Origin of the sequence: Streptomyces sp. NPDC088732, assembly GCF_044751205.1 — a bacterium.
GTDB lineage: Bacteria > Actinomycetota > Actinomycetes > Streptomycetales > Streptomycetaceae > Actinacidiphila.
Genome location: NZ_JBIVLI010000013.1, coordinates 204,450 through 222,722 on the forward strand (window position 1 = coordinate 204,450; position 18,273 = coordinate 222,722).

Here is an 18,273-nt window from a genome sequence, read left to right on the forward strand (position 1 = left end):
GTCCAGCAAGCAAACGGCAGGGACCGCGCGATGCCCGTGCTCGTCGGAACGTCCGGGTGGCAGTACAAGGACTGGCGAGAGGTCCTGTACCCGCCGGAGGTCCCGCAGCGGCTGTGGCTGGAGGAGTACGCCCGGCACTTCCCGACGGTGGAGAGCAACAACGCGTTCTACCGCCTCCCGTCGCGGGACACCTTCGCCGCGTGGCGCGAGCACACCCCCGACGGGTTCGTCGTGGCGGTCAAGGCGAGCCGGTACCTGACGCACATGAAGCGGCTGCGCGATCCCGAGGAGCCGGTGCGCCGGCTGCTGACGCACGCCGAGGGGCTCGGCGACCGGCTCGGTCCGGTGCTGCTCCAGCTGCCGCCCAACCTGCGCGCGGACGGGCGCGTGCTCGACGGGTGCCTGCGGTGCTTCCCGCGCGAGGTGCGGGTGGCGGTCGAGCCCCGGCACCCCTCGTGGTGGACGCCGGAGATCCGGGCCCTGCTGGAGCGGCGCGGTGTCGCGCTGTGCTGGGCCGACCGGCGGGCCCGCCCCGCGACCCCGCTGTGGCGCACGGCGGACTGGGGCTACGTGCGGTTCCATGAGGGCATCGCCCGTCCCTGGCCGCGGTACGGTGCGCGGGCGCTCACCACGTGGGCCCACCGCATCGCGGACACCTGGCCGAAGGACTCCGACGTGTTCGTCTACTTCAACAACGACCCGGGCGGCGCGGCCGTCCTGGACGCCGACGCCTTCACCGCGGCGGTCCGCGGGGTGAGGCCGTCGTGATCCGGCGCAGTGTGCTCGTCTCCGGTGACGTGCAGGGCGTGTACTTCCGCGACACCTGCCGGCAGACGGCGCTGGAGGAGGGGGTGAGCGGCTGGGTCCGCAACCTGCCCGACGGCACGGTGGAATCGGTCTTCGAGGGCCCCGCCGACGCGGTCGGCCGGATGGTGGAATGGGCGCACGAGGGGTCTCCCCTGTCGATCGTGGACCGGGTCACCGTCCGCGAGGAGGAGCCCGAGGGCCTCACGGGTTTCGAGGTCCGCCCGACTCCGTGGCGGGGCTGAGCAGCAGTTTCCGGCTGGGCTCGTCGGCCCACAGGGAGTGCGGGTCCACGTGCGGGCGGAGCAGAGCGGTGAGCGGGGTGTCGGCGCGGCCGCCCAGGGCGTCCGAGGCGATCTTGCGGGCCACCCCGGCGAGGAAGTCCGCGAGCTGCACCCGGGGATCGGACCGGGACTCGACGAGGGTGAGCGACGCGAGCCGGGACGGCGGCGGCAGGATCGCCTCCAGCCGGTGGACGCGTTCCTCGGTGAGCGTGTTCTGCCGGTCGTGGACGACGGAGACGGGGTGTCCGTCGCGGCCGAAGTGGCCGATGGTGCGGGCCAGGGACGGGAGCAGCGGGTCGAGCTCCGGCAGCGGCGGCGGCCCGTCCGCGACGCGGGCCCGGAACGCCTCGGCGCGGGGCCGGGTGTGCCGCAGGCGCGCCGCGAGAGGCGTGCCGGGCAGCGCGTCGAGCGTGCGGAAGAAGGCGTCGACGGGCGCCGGTCCGGCGTCGCGGTTGCGGGTGCGGACGAGGTCGTTGGCCGACTCCAGGAAGCGGCGCCACTGCGCGGCCGGGAGGGCGGCCCGGCCCTCTCGGTAGAGCGGTGCGGCCTCGGCCCGGTCGTCCAGCAGCACCTCGGCGACGCGGCGCACGACGAGGAACGCCTTGTCGGTGAGGTGGACCCGGGCGTCGGGCGGGAGCGGCCCCGACGGGCCGAGGAACCACTCCAGGACCGGCCGGTGCTTCTCGCGGAGCAGGTGGTTGGCCTTGTACTCCTGGGCCGGTGAGCGGATCCGGTCGCGCATCTCGCGCAGGCAGGCGTCCGCGTCGGCGGGGTCCATCCGCACGCCGGCGTGGGCGAACACGTCGGTGTTGCCGCCGATGAGGTTCTCGCCGTCCGACCCGGACTCGTCGCAGGCGATCTCCAGGACGGGACCCGTCGTCACCGTGGCCTCCTCGGTCGTCCGGTCGTGGCCGCTCGCGGGCCATCCTCGGTGATCCGGGCGGCGCGCTCCAGGGGATTTCCGCGCGGTGCTCGGTACTTCTCCCGAGCCGCGGCCCGCCGGGCGCCCGTGTCCCGGCGGAAGATCGGGCATCCTCCCGATGCCCGCCGGTGTGTTCCCCTGTCAGCATCGGCAGGGCACGCGACCACGATCCGCACCCGCACGAGGCAAGCGAGGCCCCCTCCCGATGAACCACCGCACGCAGGGGGCGACATGACCCTCTCCCCCGCGCGGCCCCGGTCCGTCGCCGGAACCGGCACGGACGACGGCACCTGCGCGCTGCGCGCGGGCCGGATGTTCGACGGCTTCACCCTGTCCGGCGCGGCGACCGTGCACGTCAGGCGAGGCCGAATCGTCGCCGTGGACCGGACGGGGACGGTCCCGCCGGGCGTACCGCTGGTCGATCTGGGCGACGACGCGTGCCTGCTGCCCGGGCTGGTGGACGTCCGCGCCCATCTGGCCCTCGACGCGGGGCCGGACACCGCGGGCGCGCTCCTCGCGGCGGACGACGAGCGGCTCCTCGCGCGCATGCGTGTCGCCGCCCGCACGGCCCTGCGCGCGGGGATCACCACGGTCAGGGACGCCGGGGACCGCGGCTTCCTCGCCGCGGCCCTCGCGCGTGAGACCGCCGCCGATCCCGGTCTGGGGCCCGAGATCCTCGCCTCGGGGCCGCCGATCACCACACCCGGAGGGCACGGTCATCTCCTGGGCGGCGCGGCGGCCGGTACGCGCGCGCTGGTCGGCGCCGTACGGGAGCGGCACGCCCGGGGCTGCTCCCTGGTGACGATCATGGCGAGCGGCGACGCCCGCACGCCGGGCTCGGACCCGTCCCGGGCCCAGTACACGCGCGAGGAGCTGCGGACCGTGGTCTCCGAGGCCCATCGCCTCGGCCTCCCGGTGGCGGCCCACGCCCACGCCACCGAGGCGATCGCGGACGCGCTGGCCGCGGGGGCGGACAGCCTGGAGCACGCGTCGTTCCTCGGCGGCCGGGGGACGGTCGAGGAACTGAGGCTCCAGGCCCTGATCGCGGGCAGCGGCACCTTCGTCGGCATGACGCCGGTCCGGGAGGCGGGGGCGTACGCCGACGGCGTCCACACCGCGTACCGGGCCCTGGCCCGGCTCGGCGCCCGGATCACGGTGGGGTCGGACGCGGGCACGGCGCCCGACCGACCGCACGGCACCCTGCCGGACGCCGCGATGGAGCTGGCGGCACTCGGTGTGTCCCCGCTGACGGCGCTGAAAGCCGTCACCAGCCAGGCGGCGGCCGCGTGCGGGGCCGGGGGCCGCAAGGGCCGCATCGGCGCCGGTGCGGACGCCGACTTCCTCGTGATCGACGGCGACCCGCTCGCCGGGCTCACCTCGCTCCGCGACATACGCGCCGTCTTCCGCGCGGGCGTACGGATCCGCTGACACCCGCCATGGGGTTGCCCTACCCGTGGCGGCCCAAGCTGTCGCGGTCGACCGGCGGGAGGAAATCGCGCACCAAGGTGCGGTCCCACCAGGCACCGGTGCTGCGCAGGGTGCGCCAATCGGTGAAGCGGTACTGGTACAACCGCGCCCGCACATGCGTGGGCGGCGCCTGCGGGAACGGATTGCCGCGCAGCAGCCGCAGGGTCGCCGGGTCGTTGTCCAGGAGCTTGCCGACGAACGGCAGGAACCAGGGCCAGGCGTAGGAGGAGGAGATGGCGGCGAACCACATGAGCCAGTCCAGGCGCAGGTGGAAAGGGGCGAACTGGCGGGGCAGCCGGCGGGGGTCGGTGGGTTTGCCCTTGAAGCCGTACTCCTTCCAGACGGCACCGGGCCCGGGTTCTGCGGCGTCGGTGCCCTCGACGACGACCTCCATGCGCACGCGGTTGACGCTGCCGAAGGCGCCGTAGGAGTTCACCAGGTGCAGCCGGTTGAAGGAGACGTTCATCATCTGGCCGCGCGAGACCAGGTTGCGTGCCGGCCACCAGCTGAGCACGACGACCAGCGCGGTGGCGGCGAGCACCAGTCCCTCGTACCAGCCGGGCGCCGGGGCGGCCGCCCGCGCCGGGGGCGCGGCGAGCAGGGAGCCGTCGAACGCGGAGACGGCGAGCACGATGGTGAGCCAGTTCAGCCAGGCGAAGTTGCCGGACAGGACCAGCCACAGCTGGGTGACGATCACGATCGCGGCGGCGATGCTCGCGACCGGCTGCGGTGTGAACAGTGCGATGGGGACGACGAGTTGCGCGAAGTGGTTGGCCGCCGTCTCCACACGGTGCACCGGCCGGGGCAGCCGGTGGAAGAACCAGCTGAGCGGGCCGGGCATGGGCTGCGTCTCGTGGTGGTAGTCCAGGCAGGTCAGGTCGCGCCAGCACGCGTCGCCGCGCATCTTGATCAGTCCCGCGCCGAACTCCACACGGAACAGCAGCCAGCGCATCAGCCACAGGACGAGCACCGGGGGCCCGGTGTCGTCGTTGCCGAGGAAGACGGCGAGGAAGCCGGCCTCCAGCAGCAGGGACTCCCAGCCGAACGCGTACCAGGTCTGGCCGACGTTGACGACGGACAGGTAGAGCAGCCACAGCGCAGTCCACATCAGCATCGCCGCCCACAGCGGGACCATGTCGGCGGCCCCCGCGGCGACGGCGGCGGACAGCGCGGCGCCACCCCAGGCGACGGACGCGAAGAGGCGGTCGGAGTAGCGCCAGTGGAAGAGGCTGGGCGCCTGAGAGAAGGGGACGCGGGCGGTGAACCGGGGCACGGGCAGCAGCCCGTGCTCGCCGATGAGGGCGCGGAACTGGTGCGCGGCGCCGGTGAAGGCGACGAAGTACAGCACTGCGAGGCCGCGCTGGATGACGACGCGGCTCAGCCAGTACTCGGAGGCCGTGAACCACTCCATGGCGCTCCCGGCCGGTCAGGGGTGATCGCTGACCAGCGACAGCAGCCCGCCCTCGGGATCGCGGATGCCGGCGACGCGCCCGTAGGCGCTGTCGATGGGCTCGCCGGTGATCTCGGCGCCCAGTTCCTTGGCGCGGGTGACGGCCGCGTCGACGTCGTCGACGGCGAAGAACACATGCCAGCGCGGCCGCACCTTCGGGTCGGCCGCGGCCTCGACCCCGCCGCCCCGGATACCCGCCACGCTGTGCCCGTCCACGTAGAGCACGACACGGTCGTTCTCCCACTCCACCATGTAGCGGGGGCCGCGCCGGTCCCAGTGGAAGACCTCGCCGTAGAACAGGGCGGCGGCGAAGGCGTCACGGGTGCGCAGTTCGATCCAGGTGGGTGCCCCGTGCATGCGCAGTTTGCGCGGCGGGCCCTGCTCGCCCTCCCAGATGCCGAAAGCCGCGCCCATGGAGTCGGCGACGAGCGCCAGGCGCCCGGCGTCGAAGTCCAGCGGGCCCACGGCGACCGTGCCGCCGCGGTCGCGGATGTCGGAGGCGGTCGCGTCGGCGCTCTCCACGCCGAAGTAGGTCGTCCAGGCGACGGAGGTCTCCCAGTCGCGGGCGATGGCACCGATGCCCGCGACCTCGGTGCCGTTGATCATCGCCCGTTCGTACGCACCCCAGCGCGACGGGCCCGGTTCGAAGGTCCAGCCGAGCAGCGGCCCGTAGAACGCTTTCGCCACGTCCAGGTCGCGCGCCATCAGACTGACCCAGCAGGGTGCGCCGGCCACGCAGCAGATCTTCGTGGTGGACACGTCCTGGCCTCCTTGATCCTCGCCCGTTCCAAGGATGGGGGCAGTGGGTCAGGTGGGCATCTTCGACGGGTCCGCCGCACGGGGACGGCCGAAGCGGCCGCGCGCGCGGCGCAGGCGGTTCAGTGTCCGAACAGGTGCATGCGACTGCGGCGCGAGGGGACGGTGGCGGTGGTCTTCCCGGTGGTGGTCGTGGTGGTGTCGGCGGTCCGGTCGCCGGTGGTGGTGTCGGCAGGGGCCGCGGTGGCGGCGGTGGCGGCCTCGTGTGCCCGTGCCCGCCGGCGCAGGGCGCGCAGCTCGGCATGGCGGCTGCGCGAGCGCCCGGCGCCCGCCATCGCCATGCCCGCGGCCAGGCAGAACACCAGGCCGAGGGCGATGCCGGCGAGGAAGACGCCGAGGGTGTTGAGGGTGGCGATGTCGGTTCCGAACATCGTCACCGTGTAGTCGGGCCCTCCGGAAAGGTTGTCCGAGATCAGGAGCCCGGTGAAGGCGGCTGTCGCGCCCATGAGCAGAAGTCCCAGCAGCAGCATCGTGCTCTCCTCGATGTCCTGGCCGTGAATCTGGTCCGTTGTCGCTCGCCTACCCCGAGCGGGGTCACGGATGCGTCCCGCCCTCCTTGCGCAGGAAACGGCGCAGGCGGGTGAGGGGCCAGGTGTTGATCACGTCGTCCTTGGTGAGCCGGCCGCGCTGGGCGGTGCCGACGCCGTAGCGCATGAAGTCCAGGTGGAGCGTGGAGTGCGCGTCGCTGTCCACGGCGAACCGCACGCCGTGCCGGCGGGCGCGCAGGATCAGCTCGTCACCGAGGTCCAGCCGGTCGGGCTGGGCGTTGACCTCCAGCGCGGTGCCGGTGCGGGCGCAGGCGGCGAAGACCTCGTCGAAGTCGGCGTCGACGGCGGGGCGCCTGCCGAGCAGCCGGGTGGTGGGGTGGCCGATGATGTTGACGTGCGGGTTCTCCGCGGCCCGCACCAGGCGCCGGGTGAGGGCTTCGCGGCTCTGCCGGAAGTGCGAGTGGATCGAGGCGACGCACAGGTCGAAGCCCGCCAGGAAGTCGTCGGGCCAGTCGAGGCCGCCGTCCGGGCCGATGTTGAGCTCGGTGCCGTGCAGGACGCGCATACCGCGGTGGGCGCGGTCCAGGGCCCGGACGCGTTCGCGCTGGGCGAGGATCTTCTCGTCCGTCATCCGCTGCATGGCCAGGTCGGGCGCGTGGTCGGTGACGGCGTAGTAGGTGTAGCCGCGGGCCGCGGCGGCCTCGACCATCTCCTCCAGGCCGGCGAGACCGTCGGTGAGGTCGGTGTGGGTGTGCAGGTCGCCGCGGACGTCGCGGATGTCCACGGGCTCCGGGAGTCCACCCGCCAGCCCCTCCTGGATCTCCCCGCGGTCCTCGCGCAGCGTCGGCGGTATCCACGGCAGGCCGAGCCGCGCGTACACCTCCTCCTCGGTGCGGGAGACGATCAGCTCCCCGGTCCCGGCGTCGAAGAGTCCGTACTCGGAGAGCTTGAGCTTGTGGTGGACGGCCAGTTCTCGGGTGCGGATGTTGTGCGCCTTGGAGCCGGTGAAGTACTGCAGCGCGGCACCCCAGGAGTCCGGCGGCACCACCCGCAGGTCCACCTGGAGGCCCTTGGTCGTACGGATCGAGGTCTTCTTCTCACCGCGCACGACGGTCTCGGCGGCGTACGGCAGTCGGGTGAACGCCTCCATGAACGGGGCGGACCGCGCGGCGGCGACGAGGACGTCGACGTCGCCGATCGTCTCCCGCATCCGGCGCAGGGACCCCGCGAAGGCGCAGCGCCGGCAGCCGGTGACCTCCGACAGGGCGGCGACGACCTCCTCGGCGACCTCGGTGGCCACGTTCAGGGGGACCCGGCCGCCGGAGGACTGCATCAGGCCGATGCCGTGCAGGATGTTCTCCTCGGTCCTGGGGCCGAAGCCGGGCAGGTCACGCAGCCGCTCCTGCTCGATGGCGACGGCCAGTTCGCGCACGGAGGCGATGTGCAGCTCCTTGTAGAGCGTCATCGCGCGTCTGGGACCGAGGCTGGGGATCGCGGTCATCTCCCGGACGCCCGGCGGGATCCTGGCCCGCAGCTCCTCGACGGCCGAGACCGCACCGGTGCCCAGGTACTCGGCGACCTTCTCGGCGACGGACCTGCCGACGCCGGGGATCTCGCGCAGCGCCTTGCCGTCGAGCCGCGAGACGTCCTGGTGGTGGCCTCCGATGGCGCGGGCGGCCTTCTCGTAGGCGCGCGCCTTGAAGGCGTCGCCCCCGGTGATCCGGATGAGGTCGGCGTACTCATGGAGCAGGGCTTCGACCTCGTCGTTGGCCCTGGCCATGAAGGACGCCTTCCCGGCGACCGCCGCCCGCTAACGCGCCGCGGCTGTCGCCTCCCCTCGCGGGGGGACGGGCCGTGAGGCACGGTGGAGGGAGCGATCCGCCCCACGGCCCAAGGAGACCGCCATGACCGACCACACCTACCGGGTGACCGAGATCGTCGGCTCGTCGGAGGAGAGCATCGACGCGGCCATTCGCAACGGGCTCGCCCGCGCGTCGGAGACCCTGCGCAACCTGGACTGGTTCGAGGTCACCCAGGTCCGCGGCCACTTCGAGAACGGGCAGGTCGGCCACTACCAGGTCGGGCTGAAGGTCGGTTTCCGCCTGGAGTCCGCCGGCTGATCCGGCGGCGGACGTGACGGCCGCGGCCGTTGTCGGTGCCGTGGGGGAGCATGGCGGTCACCGGCACCGCCTCGGGCCGGCCGTATCCCCGGGAGGGACTGCCCATGGTCGCGTTCCAGCTGACGGTCGACTGCGCGGATCCGGCGGCGCAGGTGCGCTTCTGGGCCGCGGCGCTGCGGTACACGCCGGAGGAGGCACCCGGCGGTTTCCCCACCTGGCGGGAGTACTGGCTGAGCATCGGTGTTCCCGAGGAGGAGCTGGGCGACTCCGACTGCTGCGACTCCATCGTGGACCCGGAGGGGGCGGGCCCGCGGATCTGGTTCCAGCAGGTGCCCGAGGGCAAGTCCGTCAAGAACCGCCTGCATCTGGACGTGAAGGTGGGCGGCCGGCGGGAGGACGTACCGCTGCCGGTCCGCAAGGAGCGTGTCGACGCGGAGGGGGAACGCCTGCTCGCGGCGGGTGCCTCCCGGCTGCGGGTGCTCTCCACGCCGGGCATCGACCACTACGGGGTGGTGCTGCGGGACCCCGAGGGCAACGAGTTCTGCGTCGCCTGAACCGGCCGGGGCACGGAGCTCGACTTCCCTGCGGTAGCGGGGAGTTCACCGGGCGCCGCCGTCGCGACGGCGGCGCCGGAGGAGGTGCCGGGCCACGAGTGCCGCGACCAGCACGCCGAGGGCGATCAGCAGGTACAGCTGCGAACGGGTGACCCAGGAGTAGACCGAGCCCAGCCGGGTGCCCGCCGCGTAGCCGACCGCCGCCCAGGCCCCGACCCACAGCAGCGCCCCCAGCGTCGTGCAGGCGAGGAACCGCCACCAGGGCATGCGCGCGGTGCCGGCGATGATGCCGTTCGTCTGCCGCAGGACGTCCACGAAACGCGCGAAGACGATCACGAGGTCGGCGCGGCGGGCGAAGAACGCCTCCCCGCGCGCGAAGCGTGCCGGGGTCAGCAGCACGTAGCGGCCCCAGCGGTGCACGAAGGCCCGCCCGCCGCTGCGCCCGATGAGGTAGCCGAGGCTGTTGCCCAGCACGGCGGCGGCCAGGGCGACCGCGACGACACCGGCGAGGTCCATGCGGCCGGTGCCGGCGTAGGCGGCGGCAACGACCAGGACCGTCTGGCCCGGCACGGGGATACCGCAGTTGTCGAGCAGCACGAGCACGCCGACCGCCAGGTAGCCGTAGTCGTCCAGGAGCGGCGCCAGCCCGGCCAGTGGCCCGGGCAGCGGAGGCGGCCCGCCCATCCTCACCGTACGGCGGCGCGGCCGGCCGCCCCGGTCCCGCACCGGGCCCCCGCGCCACCCGACTCCCACCCGTCGGCGGGGACTCCGCTCCCGCGCACGGGCTGTACCGCTCGCGCCATGGGCACCTCGCTCGCCGGGACCGGACAAATTCCGCGCCGCACCATGAAGCGCCGAGCCGGGGCGGGCGACCCGGCTCCCGGGGCGTGTCGGGCAAGGGATTCACACCGGCGGGCTAGCCGGGCCGTGTCGTCGCATGAGCTCCCGGCTACCGCCGGAGGTGTCCCCAAGTGCGGTGCGTCCCAAGGCGCGGAGTCGTCTCACGATCGGCGTGGCCAGGCCGCTCGGACGATGCGACCACTCCCCCGGGCCGAGGGCTGCGTGAGTGCCGTGCCCGGGGGCACCTCCCGGCGATGTGACGACCCGGCCTCGCGCCACCGCGCGGTGCCCGCACCCGGGCACGTTCGGCAACACGCCTGGCGCGCCGCCCGCGGTCCGCTCCCCCGGCAGCACGGCCGGGGATAGTGACTGTGTGTCCGGTGGCCTCCCCCCACGCCTCGCCGACCTCGTGCGGCTCAACAGCGACCCGATCGCCGTGCAGACGGTGCGCTCGACGGTGGCCGCGGTCCTGTCCTACGCCGTCGCCGTCTGGGTGCTGCCCAACCCGGCGCCGTTGACGGCCCCGCTGACGGCGTTGCTGGTCGTCCAGGTCACCCTCTTCACGACGGTGACGACGGGAATCCGCCGGGTGCTCAGCGTGGTGGCGGGCGTGCTCATCGCGGTGGGGTTCAGTGAGCTGATCGGGCTCACCTGGTGGAGCCTCGGGCTCATCATCCTGGCCTCGCTGGTGACGGGGCACTTCATCCGGGTGGACGAGTTCGTCGCCGAGGTGGCGATCAGCGCGATGCTGATCCTGGCGGTGCCGGCGCCGTCCGGGGAGGCCGTGGACCGCGTCATGGAGACGCTGGTCGGCGCGGCCGTGGGCGTGCTGCTGAACGTGGTCGTGCCCCCGCCGGCGTTCGTCGAGCCGGCGGGTGAGGCGGTGCGGGAGCTGGCCGAGCACATGCGGCTGCTGATGATCCGTATGGGGGGCGAGCTGCGCGCCGGCGCGACCGCCGAACGGGCCCGCGCATGGCTGATGGAGGCCCGGCGGCTGGACAACGAGATCGCCCGCTTCGACGCGTCGTTGCGCCGGGCGGAGGAGGGCACCCGGCTCAATCCGCGGGTGAGGCCGGCGGAGGGGGCGATGGCCCGGCTGATCCTGCGCAGCGGCCTGGACACCCTGGAGGTCTCCACCGTCCTGCTGCGCACGCTGTGCCGGTCCCTGACGGAGATGGAGCGCGAGCGCGGGCCAGGGGAACCGCTCTTCTCCCGGGAGCTCGCGGACGGGATGGACGAGCTCTTCGCCGACATGGCCGATGCCGTGGACAGCTACGGCCGGCTGATCGCGGCGCAGGTGACCGCGGGCGCCGAGCAGGCGGAGGCACGGCTGGCGGACGCCCTGCGGCGCGGCCGCGAGGAGCGCGACCGGATCGCGGTGCTGCTCCGGTCGGAGACCGAACGGCGCTGGGAGAACTGGGACCTGTACGGGGCACTGCTGGCGAACATCGACCGGCTGCTGAACGAGCTGGACCTCGAACAGCGCTCCCGTTGGCTGTCCGAGCAGTTGGTCGCCGCCGCGCCCTCCTCGAAGGGAATGCCTGCCCGGCTGCACCGGCGGGCCCGGGCCATCGGCGGACGGCTTCGGCGCGGCGCGCGGCGACGGGGATGAATGTGCCGGACGGTCCCTCATACGGCTGGACGGGGAGGCGGGCGCACCTCCCGGACGACCCGCGGACCGGGCCGCCGCGGTCACGGGTACCGAGGTCCAGGACCGGGTCACGGAGGGCCAGTTCCCTTGGATTGAAGCGCAGTTGGACACGATCCCACGGCCGCACGACGGGGGCCGGTGGGCCGCCGGGACGCCCTGTCGCCGAGTCAGGAACGCCCTGATCACTTCGTGGCAGCGCGTCACTTCCTTGGCCACGTTGTCGCCCGGACGCTTCGCTCGACGGGCGGGCTCCGGCGGGGGGACGTACGACTGATCGCAGAGGCGGCGACCGCCGCCGACCACGCGTCCGAGGAGAGGACCCTCATGCGAACCAGTCTGACGCGCCGCACCGCTCTCGGTGTCGCCACCGGACTCCTGGCCACCGGCCTGATCGCCGCGAGCGCCGGCTCGGCCGCCGCCGCCGGCCACACGGTGCTCCGCGACAGCAGCAGCCAGACGCGGCTGCTCGACGAGGATGACAACAACGGCGGGAACGACAACGCCGCCGACAACGCGGCCGACAACGGCGGGAACATCGACCCGGCGGCCGACCCGGCCAACAACGGCGGCAACCTCGACCCGGCCGACGACGCGGCCGACAACGGCGGCAACCTCGACCCCGCCGACAACGCGGCCGTCGACCCCGCCGCGGACCCGGCCGGCAACATGGCCGCGGACCCCGCGAACAACGCGGCCGTCGACCCCGCCGCCGACCCCGCGGACAACGCGGCCGTCGACCCGGCCGCCGACCCCGCGGACAACGCGGCTGTCGACCCCGCGGACGACCCGGCCGACAACGGCGCCGACGACAACTTCGGTGACAACGGCGGCGACGACCTCGGCGCCCGCGACGGCGGCGGCCTCGGCGGCGAAGGCGGCGAGGGCTTCGGCGGCAACAGCGGCGGCTTCGGCGGCGGCGGCGAAGGCTTCGGCGGCAACAGCGGCGGCTTCGGCGGCGGCAACGGTGGCGGCTTCGGCGGCGGCGAAGGCGGCCGTGGCAACGGCGGTGGCTTCGGTGGCGGCGGCTTCGGCGGTGGCGAAGGCGGCTTCGGCGGTGGCGGCTTCGGCGGCGGCGGCTTCGGCGGTGGGTTCGGCGGCGAAGGCGGCTTCGGCGGCGGCAACATCGGGAGCGGCAACTTCGGCCGGGGCAACATCGGCAGCGGCAACTTCGGTCGCGGCAACATCGGCAGCGGCAACTTCGGCCGGGGCAACATCGGCAGCGGCAACTTCGGCGGCGGCTTCGGCGGCGGCTTCGGAAAGGGCGGTGGTCACGGGCGGAACGGGCACGGCGGCCGGAACAACGGCTTCGGGTACAGCGTGATCCGGATTGACGACTATGGCTTTGGCGGCGGCTTCGGCCGCGGGTTCGGCTTCGGCGGCTACGGCCTGGGCCGTGGCTTCGGCGGCTACGGCCTCGGCGGGTTCGGCCTGGGTCGCGGCTTCGGCTTCGGCGGCTACGGCCTGGGCGGTTACGGCCTCGGCGGGTTCGGCCTGGGTCGCGGCTTCGGCTTCGGTGAGGGCGGCCGCGGCTTCGGCGGCGGCTTCGGCGAGGGCGGCCGCGGTGGCCGTGGTGGCCACGGTGGCGGCAAGGGCCACAAGTTCGGCGGCCACGGTGGCGGCTACGGCGGTGGCTTCGGCTACGGCCGCGGCTTCTCGAACTTCGGTCTGCTCAACGTGATCTTCTGACACTCGTCCACGGCAAAAACAACGAGGGCCGGGCGGAACATTGTGTTCCGCCCGGCCCCGCGTCGTGGGTTCACTTCAAGTCGGAGGTCTTGATGTAGTGGCTGTCGACAAGCAGCTTCTTGTAGTTGGACTTGTCGACGCTGACCGGGGTGAGCAGGTACGCGGGCACGACCTTGTTGCCGTTGTCGTAGTCCGTGTCGTTGTTGATCTCCGGCTTCGCACCGGAGAGGACCGCGCCGGCCATCTCGACGGCACGGGCCGCGAGCTTGCGGGTGTCCTTGTAGACGGTCATCGACTGGTCGCCGTCGATGATCGCCTGGACGGACTCGACCTCGGCGTCCTGACCGGTGATGACCGGCATCGGCTTGGAGTCGGTCCCGTAGCCGTCCGCCTTGAGGGACTTGATGACACCGCGCGCGAGACCGTCGTTGGGCGCGAGGATGGCGTCGACGGTGGCCGACTTGTAGTAGTTGTGGAGCCGGGTCGTCATCGTCTCGGTGGCGATGTCGGCGTCCCACTTGAGCGTGGCGACCTGGCTGAGCCGGGCCTGGTCGCTCTTGATGACCAGCTGGCCGTTCTTGATGTACGGCTGGAGGACGTTCATCGCGCCGTTGAAGAAGAACTGCGCGTTGTTGTCGTCGGTGTCACCGGCGAAGATCTCGAGATTGTACGTGTTATCCGGGTGCTGCTTGAGACCGAGCTTGTCGACGATGTAGTCGGCCTGGAGCTGGCCGACCTTGTCGTTGTTGAAGCTGGCGTAGTAGTCCACGTTGCCGGTGCCAAGCAGCAGGCGGTCGTAGGCGATGACCTTGACACCGGCCCGGTGGGCCTGCTGCAGGACCTCGCCCAGCTCGAAGCCGTCGACCGCGCCGATGACGAGGACCTTGTCGCCCGCGTCGACCATCTTCTGGATCTGCTCGACCTGCGTGTCAACGTTGTCATCGGCGAATTGGAGGTCGGTCTTGTACCCCTTCGCCTCGAACTGCTTGACCATATTCTGGCCGTCGGCGATCCACCGCGTCTGCTTCTTGGTGGGAAGCGCGATGCCCACCGTGACAGGGCCCCCGTCGCTCCCCGACCCGCCGCCGCAGGCCGTGACGGCGGTCGACGCGGTGAGAGTGAGGACCACGAATATCGCGGTGCGCAGTCTGGCAGCTCTGCCAGCGTGCATGGGACTCAGTTCCTTTCGGGCCGAACAAAACGGTGCTCCGCCACCCGCTCACGCGGATGGCGGTGTCCGGGCCCGGGCACGAGGATTCCGTGTGCGCCCAGCCGGTTCACCGGGGCACGGAGAGCTGCTGGTACGTCAGGCCCGAGGCGTGCTGTGCGGGTACGGCCGCCGGCCGTGCTCCCCCACCGGTGTACCGCCCGTGGTCACGGGCTGTACCGAGACGGATACCTCGAAGTTGAGCGGACAATAGCACAGCCTTCACATGACCCCCTCAGGCCCCATACGCCACGTGCGGACTCGCCGTGGCGCCACCCCCCGGAACGGGCTCCGCGAGGTCGTCCCCGAGGCCCACCACGCGGTTGCCCGTGTCGACATGAACGACCTTGGGCCGCAGGTCACGGGCCTCCGCGTCGTCCACCTGCGCGTAGCTGATGAGGATCACCAGATCGCCCGGGTGCACCAGATGGGCAGCGGCACCGTTGATCCCGATGACCCCGGAACCGCGCCGGCCCTCGATGACGTAGGTCTCCAGCCGTGCACCGTTGGTGACATCGACGATGTGGACGAGCTCACCGGGGAGAAGGTCCGCGGCCTCCATCAACTCGGCGTCAATGGTGACGGATCCGACATAGTGGAGATCGGCCTCGGTCACCGTGGCACGGTGGATCTTGGACTTGAACATGGTGCGCAGCATCGCGATACTCCCGGACTCGGCTCCCTGCCCGCGTGATTGCAGGTCAAGGGCGCTCCCATGGTACGCCGGAGCGGGCACCGGTCAGCGGGCGCCCCCCGCGCCCCTTCTCTTGCGGGAACGGCAAGAAAACTCGCCCGCCGCACGGGACTCCGCACATGATCGGCCCTGGGCACGCAACGGCCGAAGGGCCGCGTGCCAGGACATTCCGGATCAGTGGTCGTGGAGGATGTATGACGCAACAGGGCGGTTCCGCAAGGCATCGTCTGGTCCCGTCGCCGGCGGGCCGGACCCATCTCGTGGAGCAGGGCGAGGGGCCGCTGGTGCTGCTCGTGCACGGCTTCCCGGAGGGCTGGTACTCCTGGCGCCACCAGTTGCCGGCACTCGCGGCGGCCGGGTACCGCGCGGTCGCCGTCGACGTCCGCGGCTACGGCCGGTCCTCCCGGCCGGACGCCGTGGCGGCCTACCGGATGCTCGACCTGGTGGCCGACAACGTGGCGGTGGTACGGGCTTTGGGCGAGGAGAGCGCCGTGGTGGTCGGCCACGACTGGGGTTCGGCCATCGCCGCCAACTCCGCGCTGGCCGAACCGGACGTCTTCCGCGCGGTGGGCATGCTCGGCGTCCCCTACACCCCACGCGGCGGACCACGGCCCGCCGAGGTCTTCGCGCGGATGGGCGGGGACGCCGGGCAGGAGGAGTTCTACGTCTCGTACTTCCAGGAGCCGGGCCGCGCGGAGGCCGAGATCGAACCCGACGTACGGGGCTGGCTGGCCGGCTTCTACGCGGCGCTGTCCGCCGGCACCATGCCGCCGCCGGGTGCCGCGAGCCCGTACTTCGTCGGCAGCGGCGGCACGCTCCGCGACCGGTTTCCCGCCGGACCGCTTCCGGCGTGGCTCGGCGAGGAAGGGCTCGACGTCTGCGCCGGGGAGTTCGAGCGAACCGGGACGACCGGGGCGCTGAACCGCTACCGGAACATGGACCGCGACTGGGAGGACCTCGCCGCCTTCGACGGCGCTCCCCTCGTCCAGCCGTCGCTCTTCGTCGCCGGTGCCCAGGACGCCTCCGTCGCGTGGCTGGCCGACGCCATCAGCGCCTTCCCCGACACCCTGCCCGGCCTGGCCGCCTCCCACCTCCTCGACGACTGCGGCCACTGGGTCCAGCAGGAACGGCCGGACGAGGTCAACCGGATCCTGACCGACTGGTTGGACGGGCTGCCCGCCTGAGGCGGCGTCGGGGCGCGGGGGCCGGGGCCCCCGGCCCCCGCCGGGTGGCCCCCCGGTCGGACGTCCGCGCCGACCGGAGGTTCCCCCTTCGCACCGGGACCGCCGCTTCCGCCCCACCTCTAGGCAGGTGGCCCATTGGCCGGATATCTTCCGTCCACGCCGGATCCGGGTGCGGCGTGGCACGGGCTCGGGGAAGGGGGCACCTTGCGCGAATTCGGCCTTCCGCCCCTGGCGGAGCCGCTGCGGTCGGGGGGACTGGCGGAATCGGTCTACGAGGCGGCCTGGAAGCGGCCCGGCGCGTCCGCCCTCGCCCGGCGCGACGCACCGGACGGCCAGGTCTGGCACGAGGTCTCCGCGGCCGGCTTCCGCGACGAGGTGGTCGACCTCGCGAAGGGGCTGCTCGCCGAGGGGATCAGGTTCGGCGACCCGGTCGCGGTGATGGCCAGGACCCGGTACGAGTGGACGCTGTTCGCCTACGCCCTCTGGTCGGTGGGCGCACGGATCGTGCCGGTCTACCCGACGTCGTCGGCCGAGCAGGTCCGCTGGATCCTCGCCGACTCCGGGGCCGTGGCCGTCGTGGTGGAGCACGAGGACCACGCCATGACCGTGGGCGCCGTCATCGGCACCCTGCCCGCGCTGCGCCGCATCTGGCAGCTCAACGCGGACTGCGTGCGGTGGCTCGGGGCACTCGGCGGGGCGGTTCCCTCGGTGCTGGTGGAGCAGCGCCGCTGGGAGGTGGAGCCGCAGTCGGTCGCGGTCGTGGCGTACACCTCGGGCACCACCGGGCCGCCCAAGGGCTGCCTGATCACGCACGCCAACCTGGCCGCCGAGTGCGACACCCTGCTGGCGGGCTACGGCTCCCTGTTCGCGCCGCCCGGGCGGCGGCCGTCGGTCCTGGCCTTCCTCCCCATGTCGCACATCTACGGCCTGATGATCTCGGTCTGCGCACTGCGCGGCGGTGTGCTGCTGGGCCATCAGCCGGACCTGTCCCCGCGCGCCTTGCTGCCGGCGTTCGCGACCTTCCGGCCGACGATCGTCCTGGCCGTCCCGTACATCTTCGAGAAGGTCCTCCAGGGGGCCCGCCGGGCCGCCGAGGGGGCCGGCAAGGCGCAGCTGTTCGACCGGGCCGCCGACGTCGCCGTGCGCTGGGCCGAGGCCGTGGAGCGGCACGCCGTGGACGGCGGGCCCGGCCCCGGTCCGCTGCTGCGGGCCGCGCACTCGGCCTTCGAGCGCATGGTCTACAGCCGCATCCGCGAGATCCTGGGCGGCCGGGTGCACTACACCGTCTCCGGCGGCTCCCCGCTCAGCCGCGAGCTGGCCCTGCTGTTCGCGGGCGCGGGGCTGACGATCTACGACGGCTACGGGCTGACCGAGACGACGGCGGCCGTCACCGCCCAGCCGCTGGGCCGGGTGCGCTTCGGCACGGTGGGCCGCGCCCTGCCGGGCTGCAGCGTGCGGATCGCCCCGGACGGCGAGGTGCTGGTGCGCGGGAGCACGGTCTTCGCCGGGTACCACGCCAACCCGGCGGCGAACCAGGCCGTCTGGCGGCCCGGCGGCTGGATGGCCACCGGCGACGTGGGGCGGCTCGACCCGGACGGCTATCTCACGATCACCGGGCGCAAGAAGGACATCATCATCACCAGCAGCGGGAAGAGCGTCGCCCCGCTGGTGCTGGAGGAGCGGCTGCGGGCGCACCCGTTCGTCTCGCAGTGCGTCGTCATCGGCGACAACCGCCCGTTCATCGCCGCGCTGATCACGCTGGACCGGGACGCCGCGCAATTCGGGGCGAACATGGCCGAGCGCGACTTGCGGGCCGAGCTCCAGCGCGCGGTGTCGGTCGCCAACGCCGCCGTCTCGCGCGCCGAGTCCATCCGCGCGTTCCGCGTCCTGCCGGAGGAGTTCTCCGTGGCCAACGGACTGCTCACGCCGTCCCTGAAGCTGCGCCGGGAGGCGATCCTGCGCGAGTACGCGACGCAGATCGAGTCGATCTACTCCTCCCAGCGCGGCAATGGGGGCCCGGGCGGGGATCTTTGAGGCTTCCCCGGCCGCGCGTGGCCGGGCCGGACCCGGCACCACCGCCGGGACCCCACGCCGCGTCGTCGCGTG

General features: G+C 73.0%; 17 protein-coding genes. 9 read left to right on the plus strand and 8 right to left on the minus strand.

The genetic code is table 11. The annotated features are described in order from the left end of the window. Window positions 1–30: 30 nt before the first annotated feature. Together ACIP9H_RS22820 and ACIP9H_RS22825 are read left to right on the plus strand one after the other, a co-directional pair. A complete protein-coding gene (locus ACIP9H_RS22820) occupies window positions 31–768 on the plus strand; it encodes a DUF72 domain-containing protein (RefSeq protein WP_401590501.1) in 738 nt (245 codons plus the stop codon). Next, complete coding sequence (locus ACIP9H_RS22825) at window positions 765–1,049, plus strand: acylphosphatase (RefSeq protein WP_401590503.1); 285 nt, start codon at window positions 765–767, stop codon at window positions 1,047–1,049. The genes ACIP9H_RS22820 and ACIP9H_RS22825 overlap by 4 nt, the downstream gene beginning before the upstream one ends. On the opposite strand, the gene ACIP9H_RS22830 is transcribed toward ACIP9H_RS22825, so the two are convergent. Continuing rightward, complete coding sequence (locus ACIP9H_RS22830; RefSeq protein ID WP_401590506.1) at window positions 1,009–1,971, minus strand: DUF3800 domain-containing protein; 963 nt, start codon at window positions 1,969–1,971, stop codon at window positions 1,009–1,011. The two genes, ACIP9H_RS22825 and ACIP9H_RS22830, sit on opposite strands and share 41 nt — an antisense overlap. A 270-nt stretch (window positions 1,972–2,241) precedes the next feature. Here ACIP9H_RS22830 and ACIP9H_RS22835 point away from each other — a divergent pair, with 270 nt between their 5' ends. Then, entirely contained in the window at window positions 2,242–3,438 is a 1,197-nt protein-coding gene (locus ACIP9H_RS22835) for an amidohydrolase family protein (RefSeq protein ID WP_401960431.1), read from the plus strand. Window positions 3,439–3,457: 19 nt separating this feature from the next. Here the strand turns inward: ACIP9H_RS22835 and ACIP9H_RS22840 are convergent, their stop codons facing one another. The 4 genes from ACIP9H_RS22840 to polX form a co-directional block, all read right to left on the minus strand. After that, on the minus strand, window positions 3,458–4,888 hold the full coding sequence (locus ACIP9H_RS22840; protein ID WP_401960434.1) for a lipase maturation factor family protein: 1,431 nt from the start codon (window positions 4,886–4,888) through the stop codon (window positions 3,458–3,460). 15 nt (window positions 4,889–4,903) lie between these two features. After that, window positions 4,904–5,686, minus strand: coding sequence for a VOC family protein (locus tag ACIP9H_RS22845; protein WP_401590514.1), 783 nt, complete (start codon window positions 5,684–5,686; stop codon window positions 4,904–4,906). A gap of 119 nt (window positions 5,687–5,805) precedes the next feature. After that, window positions 5,806–6,213, minus strand: a complete 408-nt coding sequence (locus tag ACIP9H_RS22850) for a hypothetical protein (protein ID WP_401590516.1) — start codon at window positions 6,211–6,213, stop codon at window positions 5,806–5,808. 64 nt (window positions 6,214–6,277) lie between these two features. Next, complete coding sequence (gene polX, locus ACIP9H_RS22855; RefSeq protein WP_401960436.1) at window positions 6,278–8,011, minus strand: DNA polymerase/3'-5' exonuclease PolX; 1,734 nt, start codon at window positions 8,009–8,011, stop codon at window positions 6,278–6,280. Window positions 8,012–8,135: 124 nt separating this feature from the next. Between polX and ACIP9H_RS22860 the strand changes: the two genes are divergently transcribed. Beyond that, complete coding sequence (locus ACIP9H_RS22860; protein WP_360899761.1) at window positions 8,136–8,351, plus strand: dodecin; 216 nt, start codon at window positions 8,136–8,138, stop codon at window positions 8,349–8,351. 104 nt (window positions 8,352–8,455) lie between these two features. Next, window positions 8,456–8,905 (plus strand): VOC family protein, encoded by a 450-nt coding sequence (locus tag ACIP9H_RS22865; RefSeq protein ID WP_401960515.1) that lies wholly within the window; start codon window positions 8,456–8,458, stop codon window positions 8,903–8,905. A gap of 45 nt (window positions 8,906–8,950) precedes the next feature. Here ACIP9H_RS22865 and ACIP9H_RS22870 read toward each other — a convergent pair whose 3' ends face one another. Beyond that, the gene (locus ACIP9H_RS22870; protein WP_401590522.1) at window positions 8,951–9,589 is read right to left on the minus strand and encodes a DedA family protein; all 639 of its coding nucleotides are present in this window, start codon (window positions 9,587–9,589) and stop codon (window positions 8,951–8,953) included. Window positions 9,590–10,118: 529 nt separating this feature from the next. Here ACIP9H_RS22870 and ACIP9H_RS22875 point away from each other — a divergent pair. Further along, a complete protein-coding gene (locus ACIP9H_RS22875) occupies window positions 10,119–11,357 on the plus strand; it encodes an aromatic acid exporter family protein (RefSeq protein WP_401590524.1) in 1,239 nt (412 codons plus the stop codon). A 363-nt stretch (window positions 11,358–11,720) separates the two neighbouring features. Next, on the plus strand, window positions 11,721–13,082 hold the full coding sequence (locus ACIP9H_RS22880) for a hypothetical protein (protein WP_401590526.1): 1,362 nt from the start codon (window positions 11,721–11,723) through the stop codon (window positions 13,080–13,082). 70 nt (window positions 13,083–13,152) lie between these two features. Here ACIP9H_RS22880 and chvE read toward each other — a convergent pair whose 3' ends face one another. Then, window positions 13,153–14,253 (minus strand): multiple monosaccharide ABC transporter substrate-binding protein, encoded by a 1,101-nt coding sequence (gene chvE, locus ACIP9H_RS22885; protein WP_401590529.1) that lies wholly within the window; start codon window positions 14,251–14,253, stop codon window positions 13,153–13,155. 271 nt (window positions 14,254–14,524) lie between these two features. Further along, window positions 14,525–14,947, minus strand: coding sequence for an aspartate 1-decarboxylase (panD, locus tag ACIP9H_RS22890; RefSeq protein WP_401590532.1), 423 nt, complete (start codon window positions 14,945–14,947; stop codon window positions 14,525–14,527). Window positions 14,948–15,177: 230 nt separating this feature from the next. Here panD and ACIP9H_RS22895 point away from each other — a divergent pair, with 230 nt between their 5' ends. After that, the gene (locus tag ACIP9H_RS22895; RefSeq protein ID WP_401590534.1) at window positions 15,178–16,167 is read left to right on the plus strand and encodes an alpha/beta fold hydrolase; all 990 of its coding nucleotides are present in this window, start codon (window positions 15,178–15,180) and stop codon (window positions 16,165–16,167) included. A 204-nt stretch (window positions 16,168–16,371) separates the two neighbouring features. Then, on the plus strand, window positions 16,372–18,201 hold the full coding sequence (locus tag ACIP9H_RS22900; RefSeq protein WP_401960440.1) for an AMP-dependent synthetase/ligase: 1,830 nt from the start codon (window positions 16,372–16,374) through the stop codon (window positions 18,199–18,201). Window positions 18,202–18,273 lie beyond the last annotated feature (72 nt).